At 48.5% G+C, this 15,015-nt stretch carries 12 protein-coding genes; 4 read left to right on the top strand and 8 right to left on the bottom strand.

Annotated features, from left to right (window positions below):
• Nucleotides 1-188: 188 nt before the first annotated feature.
• From BM412_RS08555 to BM412_RS08540, 4 genes are all read right to left on the bottom strand, one after another.
• Nucleotides 189-1,547: a phospholipase D-like domain-containing protein gene (locus BM412_RS08555; RefSeq protein WP_091216325.1), complete on the bottom strand. Its 1,359-nt coding sequence runs from the start codon at nt 1,545-1,547 to the stop codon at nt 189-191.
• Between the two features lie 15 nt (nt 1,548-1,562).
• Complete coding sequence (locus BM412_RS08550; RefSeq protein WP_091216322.1) at nt 1,563-2,780, bottom strand: MFS transporter; 1,218 nt, start codon at nt 2,778-2,780, stop codon at nt 1,563-1,565.
• Nucleotides 2,781-2,793: 13 nt separating this feature from the next.
• Complete coding sequence (locus BM412_RS08545) at nt 2,794-3,822, bottom strand: ROK family transcriptional regulator (RefSeq protein ID WP_091216320.1); 1,029 nt, start codon at nt 3,820-3,822, stop codon at nt 2,794-2,796.
• A gap of 197 nt (nt 3,823-4,019) precedes the next feature.
• A complete protein-coding gene (locus BM412_RS08540; protein WP_091216317.1) occupies nt 4,020-4,757 on the bottom strand; it encodes an SDR family oxidoreductase in 738 nt (245 codons plus the stop codon).
• Between the two features lie 174 nt (nt 4,758-4,931).
• Between BM412_RS08540 and BM412_RS08535 the strand changes: the two genes are divergently transcribed.
• The 4 genes from BM412_RS08535 to BM412_RS08520 all read left to right on the top strand — a co-directional run bounded on the left by BM412_RS08535 (nt 4,932) and on the right by BM412_RS08520 (nt 9,308).
• Complete coding sequence (locus BM412_RS08535) at nt 4,932-5,510, top strand: TetR/AcrR family transcriptional regulator (protein ID WP_256256196.1); 579 nt, start codon at nt 4,932-4,934, stop codon at nt 5,508-5,510.
• 134 nt (nt 5,511-5,644) lie between these two features.
• On the top strand, nt 5,645-7,105 hold the full coding sequence (locus BM412_RS08530; RefSeq protein ID WP_091216315.1) for a spore germination protein: 1,461 nt from the start codon (nt 5,645-5,647) through the stop codon (nt 7,103-7,105).
• A 26-nt stretch (nt 7,106-7,131) separates the two neighbouring features.
• Nucleotides 7,132-8,193, top strand: a complete 1,062-nt coding sequence (locus BM412_RS08525) for a Ger(x)C family spore germination protein (protein ID WP_091216312.1) — start codon at nt 7,132-7,134, stop codon at nt 8,191-8,193.
• The gene (locus BM412_RS08520) at nt 8,193-9,308 is read left to right on the top strand and encodes a GerAB/ArcD/ProY family transporter (protein WP_091216310.1); all 1,116 of its coding nucleotides are present in this window, start codon (nt 8,193-8,195) and stop codon (nt 9,306-9,308) included. The genes BM412_RS08525 and BM412_RS08520 overlap by 1 nt, the downstream gene beginning before the upstream one ends.
• A 52-nt stretch (nt 9,309-9,360) precedes the next feature.
• Here the strand turns inward: BM412_RS08520 and BM412_RS08515 are convergent, their stop codons facing one another.
• From BM412_RS08515 to BM412_RS08500, 4 genes are all read right to left on the bottom strand, one after another.
• Nucleotides 9,361-9,834, bottom strand: coding sequence for an SRPBCC family protein (locus BM412_RS08515; RefSeq protein WP_091216308.1), 474 nt, complete (start codon nt 9,832-9,834; stop codon nt 9,361-9,363).
• A 233-nt stretch (nt 9,835-10,067) separates the two neighbouring features.
• Complete coding sequence (locus tag BM412_RS08510) at nt 10,068-11,210, bottom strand: MFS transporter (protein WP_371264738.1); 1,143 nt, start codon at nt 11,208-11,210, stop codon at nt 10,068-10,070.
• Between the two features lie 160 nt (nt 11,211-11,370).
• The gene (locus tag BM412_RS08505) at nt 11,371-11,820 is read right to left on the bottom strand and encodes a MarR family winged helix-turn-helix transcriptional regulator (RefSeq protein ID WP_091216303.1); all 450 of its coding nucleotides are present in this window, start codon (nt 11,818-11,820) and stop codon (nt 11,371-11,373) included.
• A 154-nt stretch (nt 11,821-11,974) separates the two neighbouring features.
• Nucleotides 11,975-14,866, bottom strand: a complete 2,892-nt coding sequence (locus BM412_RS08500; RefSeq protein WP_177245718.1) for a discoidin domain-containing protein — start codon at nt 14,864-14,866, stop codon at nt 11,975-11,977.
• Nucleotides 14,867-15,015 lie beyond the last annotated feature (149 nt).

Genomic DNA, 15,015 nt, shown 5'->3' with positions numbered 1-15,015 from the left:
ACAAAACGTTAACGGTTGTCAGCGTGGCTATTTGATGAACATATGCCTTTTTGATTGGCTAACGGTTGTGACAGACGTAATTTGCAGCAATTTGGTCGATTCCTAGAGGAAACGTTCAAATAAGCTCGCTGGCAACCGTTAGCCTATAAAAAGGGTCTATTTATGCCAAATAACCACTGTCGCAACCGTTAGAGCTGGAACGCGAGACCTTGCCAGTTACAATCGCCGATGTCATAGCGTCGTCGATTGCTTCTGGCAATTGCACCGAATAGCTGCAAAGCAGCTCGATCGTCCATCCCGGATACATCTTGATCAAGATGTTCGAGAAGCAATTCATCCAGCAGCATGCGAGTCGCCTTGGTGTCCCAGAAAGCCGCATTCATTTCGCAATTGCCGAACAGCGAATAATGATGCAGGTTGCAGGAGCCGACAGTGCCCCATTCTCCGTCGACCAGCATAAGTTTGGAGTGAACCCAGACCGGGTTGCGGTTACCGTCGTCACCTAATCCGGCGATGCCTGCTAATGTGAAATGGTTGAATGCAGCCAGATGAGACAAATGTTCCGGGATCTTATCGTCTTCCGCCGGAACGACGACTACAATCTCCACGCCGCGCTGCAGTGCCTGATGCAAGCATTCAATAATCTCCGGCACGGCAACAACCTGATTCTCCATATAGACCGAGCTGCGGGCAGCTCCAATTGCCGAGCAATATTGATCGAAATTGGAGCGTTCGCCTTCTTCTATCGAATAGTCGACGCCTTGAGGCGCCGCATGTCCGTTTGCATATCGACCGCTATGAATCGTCCGTTGGATTTGAACGAGCGATTCTCCTCTTCGGCGAGGCACTTTAGTCGGAAATGGAAGATCATGCGCACTCCCTTCGCCCCATCGACCATCCGGTAAATTCCGCTCACTCGCTTCGTTCCAGCGCTGCACGAAGTTATGATGGATGTCGACCGCCGAAGGTCCGGCAAGCTCGATATACACATCATGGTTTTGGCCTGCAACACCGCGATGGCTCGGTGCGACTACAGAGTTGGGATTTAGATTGATCCCTCCGAGAAACGAGGTCTCCGTCTCTGTGCCGGCATCCACGAGCCAACTTTTCTGATGCTGGCAAAACCCCGGTTCAGCCTGATCCCAACGGATGAGAACGCGCGAATCCGCTTCCTTCAACTTCTCAACATGTTCGGATGCTCCCCAGAAGGCATTTGTCTTCAAATGTTCCGTTCGGGCATCGGGTCGCCAGAAGATGATACGAACGTCGATTCCCCGCTCAGACGCCCGATTAAGGACGTCAAGCGGCGTGCCTCTCCCATCCGGCATCAGGCATGTCGCCCACATGAACGTTACGGTTGCCCAAACGCTGTGTTTCGCCTGCTCGATCGCTTCGCAAATACGACGGAATGCGGGTTCTCCGTCAATGAGCGGGTGAAGAGCATTTCCGGGTCTGACGGGATAAGATGCCCGCGTTGCATAAGGAATAGATAAATTGCCAATGTTCGCACCATCGATCAAGAGAAGCGCCCCCTTTGTTACACGCATATTGCTCTTAATACACTAATTAGTATGATTGGAGTTAAGGCTCAGCACCTTATTCACTCGTTCAGCGCTTATCATCATCACTGCCAGGAAAGCCAGTACGATAAACGGCAGCGCCTCGATGCTCGTTTGAGTGGCAATGAGACCGAATAGCGGCGGAAGAAGCGTAGTTCCCGTATATGCGACTGCCATCTGATACCCAATCAGCTTGGCGGAATGCTCGCTTCCGAACCGCGCTGGCGTTTCGTGCAGCAAGCCGGGATAGATCGGGGCAAGACCAAGTCCAATCAGAATAAGTCCGATCAAGTAAAGTGGAGACACCGGGAGCAGCAGCAAGACTCCACCGGTAAGCGCCAGGATCTGACCGCATCGGATTAATACCTTATTGTTGACTTTAAGTGTAATAAAACCGGTAATCAGCCTGCCTAACGTGATGCCGCCATAGTAGAGAGAAACCCAGCCCGCAGCAGTCTCGGCCGTCATCTCCCTAGCCCCAACCAAGTAGCTGGCTCCCCACAGCCCTACCGTAGCCTCAACGCCACAGTAGAACAAGAAAGCAACAAGTGTCTGTTTTACGCCTCTCAATTGCAGCAAATTAACCTTGGAACCTGTCGCATCTCCTTTGGCCGCCGCGTTGTCTTGATCCTCTTGGGTCGTACTTGTTCGAAGCTCAGCCGCTCTAATCGCAGCGACACGCTTCCATAGGGGGAGCGTAGCGAATAATACGATCGCGAGGGAGAACTGTATGATCGACACTGCCGAATAACCATTTCTCCAGGAGTCATGTTCAGCAATATAATAGGACATGATAATAGGTCCGATCGTGGCTCCCACACCCCAGAAACAGTGCAGCCAGCTCATATGATGAGCCTTATAATTCTCGGCTACATAATGATTGAGAGCCGCATCAATGGCACCGGCGCCAAGACCTAGCGGAATGGCTAATATAACCAGCCAAATCACCGAAGGCGCCATTGCAAATCCAAGCAGTGCACCGGCCGTGAGGCAGCAGCTAATCAACGTAATCTTTCCTGTACCGATTCGCTGAACCAAACTTCCGCTGAACAGACTCGATACGATAGTTCCTCCGGCTATAACCATGGACAAAATCCCCGCGAAGCCGAATGATGCCCCCATATCTGGCCCGATCACAGGCCACGCGGATCCTAGCAGTGAATCCGGAATGCCGAGGCTAATAAAAGCTAAATAGATAATGAGTATAAAAATGGACGCCATAAGTCACCTCTTTCTAACAACAATCCGTAATCATCACATTAAGCGCCAATTGCTGCAAACCGGCTAGATAATCCTGATTGCGATCGCTTATTACGAGTGTTGGCAAATGTTTGTGCGGGATATAGGACGAGCTTCGGACAGCTACTTTTGCCAGGAACACTTCGTCTACCTCATCATTGCAGAACACTACGGCCCGAGGGTTCAGGATGGCTGCGAAAGTAGCAATCAAGCGGGCAATGGCGTCAATTTGTTTGTCTTCAGCCAGGACGATCCCGCCGTTATTCTCTTCGAGCTTCAGCGCCTGCACGAAGGTTTGGCAATCATATTGAGGAACGAAAGAAATTTCCCCTGAGAAGAATGTGCTGCCTCGTACAACATCTCCATTGATCATAATGCCTGAGCCCGGTCCGTATTGACCGAAATAAAGGTAAACCAGCGATTCGTTCTCGATCTCGAAGGTAGACGCATATCCGAGCACCGATGCATTCATATCGTTCTCCACGACGACCGGGATTTGGAAGCGGGATTCGAATTCTTCCTTGAGATCATAGTCAAGAAATTGCTGATAAGGCGGGATGAAGATGATTTTCCCAAGATTGTCTACGGCACCGGGGACTCCGATTGCGACGGAGCGAAGCTTAGGATATTTCTCGATCAACGCCTCGATCAAGTCCCCCAGCCGCAATGCATCTTGCTGCAATACGCTTGGCAGTATTCCTTGCTCCTTGATCTCGCCGATGCAATTGAATATGGAATAATTAGTCTCGTTCTTCTCGATAAAGATAGCGAGCCCCAACATATATTCCGGATCGTAGGTATAGCGTTTGGCCGGCCGGCCTCCGCCGGATTCATCATTGCCTGTGAAGAGGACCTCGCCGTCACTCTCCATCTGGGCCAGAAACTTGCTGATGGTCGGAAAGCTGATCCCTAATCGCTGACTGAGCTCCGCTTTCGTCGCGCTCCCCATCATGATAAGTCCCGCTCGGATGCGATAAATCAAAGGTTCTTTTATTTCGTTTGGTGACTTAAACATATTCGTCATGGCAGATCAAGCCTCTCGTTTATAAAGTTAGCCGATACTTATTAAATCATTTTAATATGCATAGGTCATCTTATCAGAAGTTAGATGGCGTGGCAATACGATCAGACAAAAAGGACCAAGCACTTGCCACCGCTAAGTGACAGTACTTGATCCCAAGCTCAAGACCACGACAATGATCTCATCAACTAATCCTCTACTTACAAAGCTGTCGGCCGCACCATAATTTCGCTGATCAAGGTGTCATCAGGTTCGTTAATGGCAAACGCGATTGCTCTGGCAATGCTGGTTGGAGAAATTCCCATATCGCTTATTTGATTCGCAATCATCTGCACTTCCGGACTGGTAATGGTGTCAAATAACTCGGTCTTGGTCAGACCCGGAGCGATGACGGTCGACCGAATTCGCGAAGATGCCGACTCTTCCAGTCGCAATCCTTCCGAAATGGCTCTGACGGCAAACTTTGTTGCCGCATATACGGCCGATGTCGGGGACACCTGGTAACCGGAAGTAGAAGATAAGTTGATAATATGACCGGCCTGTTGTTCACGCATAATAGGTAAAACAGCTGCAATGCCGTACAATACCCCTTTGATGTTCACATCAATCATTTGATCCCACTCTGCCACTCTTAGCTCGTTGAGTCTGGAACTTGGCATGACGCCCGCGTTGTTCACCCATACATCAATTCGGCCGTAATGACTTAAAGTAAAGGCGACTAGATTCTCCATATCTTCGAAAGACACAACGTCTGCTCGAACAGAAACAGCTTCGCCGCCGCTTTGTTTAATGTCATTAACAATGGCGACGAGACGTTCCTCCCGTCTGGCTGCCAATACGACCTTTGCGCCTTTTTGGGCCAATGATTTCGCAGTAGCCTCACCTATTCCGCTTGAAGCTCCCGTTATAACGATAACTTTATTTTGTATATTATCCATTGCTCTCTGCTCCTTTATAAGGTTCGTTATTGAACATGTGTTGAATATTTAACGGCCGTTGATTACTATTATAGACAGTACCCCCGTTAACTCAATGGTTGATTGATGCGCATTTGTTTCATATTCAACAGCTCATACGCCATTGTTGATTAACTCAAGGAGGCAAGGATTGAATTGAACAACGCAGTGAAAACAGACCGCCGGATTCTCCGATCGAAGCAATCGATAACCAAGGCGTTTCTGGAGCTATTTGCGGAGAAGGACTTCGAACTCATCACCATTAATGAGATCGCGGAGCGGGCCAACGTTAACCGCGGTACCGTCTATCTGCATTACAGCGACAAGTATGACCTGTTGGACCACTGCATCGATGATCATATGAACGAATTGATTTCATTGTGTAAGAATCGGGAGACCGGCGTGTCCAGCCAAGGAATGGTCCAAGAACCTAAACCCGTTTTTGATTATTTACGAGAGCACTTCCCGTTCTTCGAGGCGATGTTCTCCAATCAGCGGGCCTTCCTCTTCCGCGACCGCTTGCTTCGCTTTATCACAGTCAATTTAATGGATAAAATGGAACATCCGGACCATTTGCCCGCAATCGATAAAGAGTTGAAGGCGCAATTCCTCGCCTCTGCTTTCATTGGCGTTGTGGAGTGGTGGATCCGTGAGCAAATGCCGCATACCACGCAATTTATGGCGGATCAGGTCAAACGCTTATTTGAGAACAATTACGGCGTTTATGCCGAATAGAAGTCCAGGGCTGCCTTAGCATTGGGCTTCTTTCTTATACGCGCGTTGTCATTCAATGGGAATAGCATTCCATACCCGGGCTCATAATAAGGGGAGAATTGAGCGGAAAGGTGCGATGCTGTATCCCGGAGAGTGTGCATCAATTTCTGAAAAACACCATCACATCCGATGATTTTATGCAGTCTGTGCATGAGATCCACGATCAACAAATTCATTTCACTTATTTGCAGGCCATTGTCGACCAAGAACTCATTCACCATGAAATTTTGCACAGGATTCAAGTCTCGGAAGCTTCTTTTCACGATCTTCAAACACTTCAAACCATCATTCCTATCGTGAATATCAAGATCTCTTCCAACGTGGACGAGATTACCCAACATTTGATTAAAGGCTACATTTTCGTCCAACTGGAATCTGACCTCAATCAAGGCCTACTCATCCAAATCCTGGATCAAAAACGAGGGTATCGGGGCAATAACGAGGCGGATAACGAATACAGCGTCATCGGCCCGAAGGTCGGCTTTGTCGAAGATATCGATACGAACCTGAATCTACTTCGTAAAGAGCTTCTTACCGAGCATTTACGTTTCGAGGAGAAAATACTGGGGACGATATCCCAATCCAGAGTTATGATTGTATATGTAGAAGGAATTTGCAATCCTCAGCATTTAGATACAGTAAGACAACGAATAAGCGGTCTTGATGTTGACGTGTTATTCGATAGTTCTATCCTGGACCAAATCATATCGGATAACCCCAACTCGCCATTCCCATTATTTATGTCTTCGGAACGCGTCGACAGGGCCAAATTCAATCTCCTAAACGGTCAAGTGGCTATCTTGACCAGCGGGTCTCCGTATGTCATATCCGGACCGGTTACCGTGTTTGATTTCTTCGCTTCGCCGGAAGATTACTATCTGCCGTGGCTGCTGGCATCATTCTTTCGGTGCTTAAGGTATTTGGGAGTTGCGTTCTCAATCCTTGCCTCTCCCCTCTATGTTGCCTTGTTAACCTTCCATTATTCCGTCATTCCGCAATCCCTGCTGGGTCCGATTATCGAATCCAGAACGAATGTCCCGTTTGCGCCGATCATTGAAGTGCTGCTCTTAGAGTTTACGGTTGATATGTTACGTGAGGCTGGAGTTCGATTGCCTACCAAAGTCGGACAAACGCTGGGCATCGTTGGCGGTATCGTCCTTGGTACTGCAGCCGTGCAAGCCGCATTGACCAGCAACATCCTGATCATTATCGTTTCTCTCTCTGCTCTCCCATCGTTTGCGACTCCAATCTTCAAAATGGCGAACACAATCCGCTTCCTGCGGTTTCCGTTAATGTTCTTGGCGGCAGCTTGGGGAGGCTTAGGTATAGCATTTGGATTGGTCCTTCTTCTGGGGCATCTGCTGAGGCTTAAATCATTGGGTATTCCCTATTTAACTCCTGCATTCCCATTCCGATATCGAGAATACGCGGATAGTATCATTCGATCTTCATTAAGCTTAACGAAATATCGGCCAAGCTATTTGCGTCCTCTGCAGCGCCAAAGATATCAGGTCAGTAATCCCAAGCCTAAACACAATGACTACAATAGCGAATAACTATCTAAGTAAGGGAACTTGCGTCTATGAGAAAATATGTCCTTTTCCTTGTCTTGTGCTTCGTACTTACCGGATGCGCGCAAGAGCAGATTATCGATCGGATTAAGCTAATCGAGAGTATCGGTTACGACTTGCAAGGAGAGGCATACCGAATAAGCGGCACTTATTGTGCGTACGAGAAGAAAGTGAAATTGTTTTTGCTTGAAGGAGAGGTTCATTCGTTTAATGAGGTACTCACATCGTTCACTTCGCAATCGGATCACCCCGTAGCAATCGGGCAATTGCGCACGATCGTACTAAGTGAACGAATTGCCGGGAGAGGCATTTCAGAGCTGGCCAATACGCTTGTGAGAGATCCCCTGATCAGTAATCGCACGACTCTTGTGTTAACAACGAATCAAGCGGATGAGATCTTAGCTGAATCCATCAAATACCCGCCGGTCTATTTGTCTAACCTGCTCAAACAGAATATGGATACCGGGAATATGCCTTTCACCAATGGTCATATCTTCCTGGATCAATATTTCGGAGAAGGTCAGGATGTTTTTCTGCCGATTGTGGTCAAAGGGCCCAAAGGAGTCTTACAAATGGATGGTCTAGGCGTTTTTCTGGGGGATCAATTAAAACTCAAGCTGCCTAACCATAACGGGTTATTTATTAAACTCCTGACAACCGATAGGATCGGCATCCAGTCCGGTACCTACAACTTCAAGAATGATCAAAACAAGCAAATAACATTCAAAATCATTAGCTCCAAGCGCAAATTAACGGTAACGAACGATAAGGCGAACATTTCTCTTAAACTTAATATTGATCTTGGCGATTATCCGCCAGCCATGAAGGTTTTTGAGAACACCAACGATATGCTGGCTCTAAAAAAACAGATCGAAGCGAACTTATCTGCGGAAATGAGAGCCATGCTGGAACTATTTCAAAAGAATCTTGTTGATCCCATTGGAATTGGCAACCTTGCTCGCTCTCGGGAGCGGAAATGGAATGAGCGCGATTTTATGACTAAGCACTACCCTAACCTCGATTTTGATGTAAAAACGGAAGTAACCATATTGTCGTTGGGAGTTGGACATTAGTGCAGAACTTGGTGAAGGAAAACAACATGCTTTCCGGTTTTTTTATCTTTTTCCTCTTCCATGCTTCCTTGCTCGGGGCCGGTGTATTAGGTTTTCAACATATCATTTATAAAACAACAGGCAATGATGCTTGGATTTCAGTGCTGATCATGGGGCTAAGCCTACATATCATCATTAGGATGATATTTAAGATGCTTGGCAATCCGGCCAAGGATATTATCGATCTGCACCGCATCCTTTTTGGCAAAATCGCAGGGAATGCCATATCCTTAGTGCTCGTCGGATACTACTTCCTGATCGCGCTAACTGTCTTTCGCGGCTATATCGAAATCATCCAGATTTGGATGTTTCCCGATCTTAAAGCCTGGGTGCTTGCCCTCATACTCGTCTGCGCGATCTATTATGCCGTTTCCGGCGGGTTTCGAGTAATAGCAGGCTATTGCTTCTTTGGATTCTTTTTCTCCTCGCTGCTGCCGTTATTGTTGTATTTCAATATCCAATACGGACATTTATATAATGTAATGCCTATGTTTAATCATTCCATGAAAGAGATGGTGACGTCCTTCAAATATACCGGGATCATGTTTATGGGGTTTGAAACGATACTCCTCTATTTCCCGTTTATTAAACAACCCGAGAAAAGTGAGAAATGGGCTCATTTCGGTTTGTTGATCTGCATCATCAAATATGTCATTCTCATATTTGTAACCCTCATGTATTTCAGTCAAGGTTTATTAAAGCATACGTATTGGCCAACTTTGGTCATGGTTAAAGTCATTGAATTTTCGCTTATTGCACGGGTTGAATTTGTGTTCATCTGCATCTGGCTGATGTTGATTATCCCGGTACTGTGCCTCGCGGTTTGGAGCTGTACTCGCATTATCAAGAGAGTGACGAACCTTAAACCCACCTGGTCTTTATACGTGATCCTAATCGCAATCTTCTCCGCCTCTCTTCCGTTCAACGACCGCGTTAAGATTGAATGGTTGGGCAGGAATGTGGTTGAGCTTGGGTTTTATTTCATCTATGCGTACATACCGCTGTTATTTATCCTGTATTTGATTCGCAGCCTCTTCTCGCAGAGAAGGATAGCGACCATACAACCGGAACATTAATAAAACCAGCGGCTGAAGGATCCGCTGGTTTTTTGTTCGCTATGGATAAGTATTAAGCTAGGTTTGCGAGAAGCTCTTCCAGACGATCCATCGTCTGTTCGCCGCCGGGTACAGCATACTCTTTCACCTTGTTGAACGTATCGGTGCTTTCTTCAAAAACGGAGCTATACGTGAGTTTCGTCTGCCCATCCACATCCTCAAAGGTTGCTGTCGCCTGAAAATGCGGAAATACTGCATGCTTGATGATAATGCGCTCGGGATGAACGATTTCCGCAAAATTGTTGGTGTTAGGATAATCTACCCCGTCCGGCCCGTGCATGATAAACTCCCATGTACCGCCGGGTCGCAGATCAAACGTCTTCGTCGTGATCGAAAACCCTTGAGGTCCCCACCACTGTGCCAGCAGCTCCTCTTTCGTCCAAGCCTCAAACACAATCTCGCGCGAAACGTTCAATAGTCGGGTAATGACAATCTCACGATCGCCTACATACGTTGCGATTTTGTTCGTTGTATCGTTTTGGGACATGTCCGTTCCTCCAACAAGAATTTGGTCGACCTCTGCTCCATCATAGCAAAAAGCGGCTGAGACAGCTATATAAAGCAGGGCTGAGATCAGGGAACGGATTTCCGAGTCCGGGACGGCCATGTCGGCGGCGTTTGTTTGCGCTAACGAATGGCGGAGGTCTTATTGTGGAAAAATGATGCGGAAAGCGATACTTTGACACCTAATAAGACCTGTACAGCCGATCAATCGAACGGTCACGAGCCGACCGCGACGCTATTGCTCTTACTTCCTCGTCTTACCGTCATGAAATGCTGCAGCGCACCAAGACCGACAAACACGGCCATGACGCCTGCCGAGTATCCGTACATCACCGAATAATTGCTTACCGACGAGATCGCGCCAAGCAGAATGGAACCGAACGCGACGCCGAAATCGGTTGAATTGTAGAACATGCTGTTCGCCATGCCATATTGCTCCGGCTTCGAGGAGCGAAGCATCCAAGCTTGAATCGTAGGCTGAATGGCACCGAATCCGACGCCATAGAGCAGCGCGGATACGATCAGCATCGGCATGGAATGGGTATTCGCCAGCACTGCCATGCTCGCCGTAACGAACAAGCCAGCGGGAATGAGCACTGAAGTATGGCCGAAACGGTCGAAAATTCGGCCCGAGAAGGGTCGAACGATAATGATCGTAATGGCATTGAAGAGGAAGAACAAGCCTACTTGTTCGATATGCACATCATCGCCGAACAAAGCGAGAAAACTAAGCAGACCACTGTAGGTGATCGCAAGAAAGACGTTTAACATTGCGGGAAACAACAGTTTTCGATTGAATTTAGGCTTAACCGCCACTTTCGGCAAAGCTTCCTTCTGAGCCGGCACCGAATGCTCCGTTGAAGCTTGTTGTTCCCGTTTCGAGCGCGACAACCACAAGACCGGGAAGATCACTAACGAAGTAACAAATCCGATCATCGTCAATGGCGTGAATCCGGCTTGTTTCATGACATTGAGTCCAATTGAAGGACCTATCGACATGGCCAGACTCGTTGACAAGCCGAAATATCCTATGCCCTCTCCCATTCGGCGAAGCGGGATGATTCGGGAAACAAGCGTCGGCAGGATGGTACTGGCCATCCCGAAACCGATTCCGTAGCCGATGCGCAGCGCCAATAATGCTGCGAAAGACCCGGCAAGCGAATAGATCGCAGTTGTTGCCGCTGCGATAAGAAGGCCGGCCAGCAGCAGCTTCATCCGCGAAATGCGCTGCATGAGTGCGGCTGTGGCGAAACGCGATACGATCGCAGCCAGCGCGAAGACGGATGTCACCAGGCTGGTCTGTACGTTGCCGGCATGAAATTCCGCTTTCACATAAGCCGGGAAAGACGATAGGAGCATTTGCAAACTAAGAAATAACAAAAAGAAACAAAGTGTCAATGCGATAAATGGACGTGTCCATAATGGCGTTTTCGGTTGTAGTTGTGGTTGTTGTACTTGCTCATGCTGCACGTTTTGATTCATCTCCAATCCATTTCATAACGCTGGGATTTCCTATCTATCAATCCATGTGTCCAAGCTTTCCTTCGACATGCAGCTGAATGCGCTGCAGCAGCTCAATCATCAAGTCATGCTCTTCATCCGAGATGCATGCTTTAACTTCTGCCGTAATACTGTCTTCAATAGGTGTCGTTACCCGAATAACTTCTTGTCCGAGCTCTGTACTGTAGACAAGAAACGACCGACGATCACGATCCCCGGCCTTCTTAAAGATAAGTCCCTTCTTCTCCAAATGATCCAGAATCCGCGTCGTCGAAGGTTTGTCCTTCCCCAGCCGTTCGGCAAGTTCACGCTGGATGAGACCTTGCGCACAATTAATTTGGTTCAGTGCAGACCATTGCTCCGGTGTAATGCCATAAGCGCTTAGTCTTTGCTGAAACAATGCCGCCAGCTTCCGGTAAGTGACGCCCATCATGAATCCGATGGGCAGCTTGCGCGTTTCTGTTGTCATCGTTGCAGTCCCCTTTTCCGACAATAGTTGTTTAGACAACTATATGGTAGACAACCTATGATGTCAATGGCATTGCCGAAGCAATTACATGCAAAAGAAAACCGCGAAAGTCTCACCGGAGACGTTCGCGGCGACGGCCATGAAACTCAAATCACTAATAAACCTCTACCTCAGCTATTGCCATTTGCCCACCTGTCTGACTCGGTCCATCCGGTGTGATCGCGACAACGCGAACATACCTTGCGGTTGTGGCCGTTATCGTGTTGTCACTCGTTCCTCCGCCGAATCCCGTAATGGATTTAACGGTTGTATACGAGGTGCCGTCCGTAGAAGTCTGAATATCGAATGCAGTCGCATATGCAGTGGTTGGCATGATGATCTTAATGCGGTTGATGCCGGTGGACGTGCCCAGATCAACGCGCAGCATCCATCGCCATTGATTCGTTGCTTGTGTCTTCGTGGAGGTATTTCCGTCCGTCGCATATACGACGGAGTCGCCCGGTTGAAGCGCCGCGGTGCTGCCGTCGATATAGTAGGCGTTAACCGTTTTGTTCAACGCTTTGTTCGTGCTCGCTGGACCTTCCACCGAAACATCGTCGAAGGAAGCCGTTGAACCTCCGGTATTCGTACTGCCTCCGTTTAGCGAAGGATATCCTGTCCTGCCGCTCCAAGACTGCGAATACATCCAGGACGCCGGCTCACTCGTGCCATCCTGCCACACTTTTCCGTACAAAGTCCCATTTGAGGCGCTCATTTTGAACCAATACCACGTATTGTTGCTCCAATTGAAAGGATAGCTTGTGCCCCATGCGATTTCGTCGTTCAGCCATTGAATCGTGCTGTGGTTCTGATGGAAGACGAGATTATAGCCTTTGCCGTCAGAAGTCCCGGTGAATAACCCCACACCGGCACGTGCATAATCGCCGTCCGTCCAGCTATCCACGCGAACCTTGGCCGTAATCGTGTAATCGGTAGACGTACCGAGACCGGCATTGCTTACAATCGCTTTGCGCGGATCGCCGTTAGCCGTAGAGGTTTGCTTCAGCGTCTGCGATGTCTCGCTCCATGCTCCGCCAACTGTCGCCCATGAAGATCCGATTGCATTGTCGTTGAAGTTATCGCTGAATACGACAGGACCTGGCGACGGCGCAGCAGGCGGCGTAGGTTTCTGGGCTGATCCTCCCGGTCCGACCGCGTTCATAATGTCGATGGCGCCTTGCGGCCAGCTTTGATTGCTAACCGTTGTATTGTTCTGGAATACGTTGCTGCCGCTCCAATTCCCCCACGGTGAATTGCTGTAGTTATTCTGAATTACGTTATCGTGATTAGGAGGGTTGCTGGCAAATATCGTTTGAGGCGCGTTGTTAATGACGTTTTTCTCGGCTGTTTTGTATGCACTTCCGTTGTCGAAATAGATTGCCGAAATCGGATATCCACCGTTATAGGCGGAGCCGGATAGATCGTGGATGTAGTTGGCATCGAATCTGGTGAACCCGACCATTTTACCTAGCGAGTAAATCCCGCCGCCGTCATCCAGCAGCTTGATTACATGGTGGATGTTATTGCCGAAAACCACATTATCGGTCATGCCATGCTCATAGTCCTGCCAGTTCCACCCGATCGTAATCCCCGTATAAGGCAGATTCTTAACTTCGTTCCGGCCGATTGTCATGTTGTTCGGAATCATCGCGCCGATGCCGACCATATCGGCATAATCAAGCCCAACGGTATCCACGGTATTATCCAAGATAGAGTCGTAGGTACTCTGACCGTCCATTGAAGACTGTTCATCCCACTCATCGCCGGCGACGCCCAGCGCAACGCCTCCCCCGGCATTCTTATAGAACGAATTGCTCTTTATTAGCGTATGATCGGTTCCCTCGTTCCCCATGATGCCCCATCCGCCGGCGAATTGGAACGTGTTGGATTCCAGCGTTATCGTACTCGCATATTTAAGCTGAACCATTCCCAGAGCCGACGTATATCGCGCCGTATTTCGGATTTCCGAATTGGACCCGCCGCCGGTCGTTTGGTATCGAAAGCCTGCTTGCGTATCCACGTATCCGTAAGAACTGGGAGCCAGCCAATTGCTGTATTTGAATGTAAGGCCGACAAACTGAATATCGTGGACTTTATTTGAAGTGCTGCTGCCTTGGAATTGAACAAGCGTCTCTACCTTCGGTGCGATGACCGTCGTCGTATTCATAGTTTCGCCGCTGCGAGGCTTATAGTAGAGCGTCGAGTCGGCCGTATCCAAGAACCACTCTCCGGCCGCGTCCAGCAGCGCATAAGCATTCTCGAAGAAATAAGGTGATGAGCCTTGATTATGATGATTATAGGCGAATCCACTCTCCGGAGATTTGAACGTGACCGTATTCCCCGAATAACTCGCGATTCTTCCGCGGTGCTGGCTCCAATGGCCTACAACGACCATTTCGGCCGTACCGCCGTTTGCCCACGAACCGATATCTGCCGTGTTTACGGTATACGGATATGAACTATTCGTAGCGCTTAAGTAGGGTCCGCCTGTAACTTCGTCCGTCAAATTCGGCTTGCGCGCCTTGACGCCTCGTGTATCATTTACATACAGCTGTCGGAAATTCCAATTGACCCCGGTTTTCTTATAAATGTTCTGTCCCGCATCATGAAGCGTCCAGCCGGTTGTCAAATCAACGCCGCCGCTGATGACCGGCGCTGCGCCCGTATAGTTCTTATAGATGATTTTATAACCGTTCGTCCCGGAATCGGATGTGCCGAACGTTAATGTCGCACTCAAAGGATAAGTGCCGTTCATCAGATAAACATAAATATCCCCGGTCATGCTGCCGTTAATCGTCCGAATGACATCCCTTGCTTTCGTGATCGTCGCGAACGCTGTTCCTGTCGTCAAACCGTTGTTGCTGTCGCTGCCGCCGGACGGATTCACGTAATACGTAGCCTGCGTAGCGGCATAACTCCTTTCCGGCGGAACGACGGTTACCGTTAACGTAACCACCATTGCGACAATAACAAACCAAATCACGCTTACTCGTTCACCCTTTTTCATCCTCGTTAATTCACCTCTCATTCGCATGATTGATAACGCTTCCATTACCTAAATAATAGTTTATGGAGGTGCATCGATTTTATGAGAATTAGTTATGAAATACACCGATTAAATTGTCCGCTTCTATGAAATTGACCCTATTACAAATG

Origin of the sequence: Paenibacillus sp. BC26 (assembly GCF_900116125.1) — a bacterium.
Taxonomy (GTDB): domain Bacteria; phylum Bacillota; class Bacilli; order Paenibacillales; family Paenibacillaceae; genus Paenibacillus_Z; species Paenibacillus_Z lignilyticus.
The sequence above is the reverse complement of the archived record's forward strand: the minus strand, read 5'-3'. Positions and strand labels throughout refer to the sequence as shown.

Coding starts and splice junctions, on each gene's coding strand:
- BM412_RS08555 (WP_091216325.1), bottom strand. CDS start 1,547: ATGCGTGTAACAAAGGGGGCGCTTCTCTTGATCGATGGTGCGAACATT.
- BM412_RS08550 (WP_091216322.1), bottom strand. CDS start 2,780: ATGGCGTCCATTTTTATACTCATTATCTATTTAGCTTTTATTAGCCTC.
- BM412_RS08545 (WP_091216320.1), bottom strand. CDS start 3,822: ATGACGAATATGTTTAAGTCACCAAACGAAATAAAAGAACCTTTGATT.
- BM412_RS08540 (WP_091216317.1), bottom strand. CDS start 4,757: ATGGATAATATACAAAATAAAGTTATCGTTATAACGGGAGCTTCAAGC.
- BM412_RS08525 (WP_091216312.1), top strand. CDS start 7,132: ATGAGAAAATATGTCCTTTTCCTTGTCTTGTGCTTCGTACTTACCGGA.
- BM412_RS08515 (WP_091216308.1), bottom strand. CDS start 9,834: ATGTCCCAAAACGATACAACGAACAAAATCGCAACGTATGTAGGCGAT.
- BM412_RS08510 (WP_371264738.1), bottom strand. CDS start 11,210: ATGCTCCTATCGTCTTTCCCGGCTTATGTGAAAGCGGAATTTCATGCC.
- BM412_RS08505 (WP_091216303.1), bottom strand. CDS start 11,820: ATGACAACAGAAACGCGCAAGCTGCCCATCGGATTCATGATGGGCGTC.
- BM412_RS08500 (WP_177245718.1), bottom strand. CDS start 14,866: ATGAAAAAGGGTGAACGAGTAAGCGTGATTTGGTTTGTTATTGTCGCA.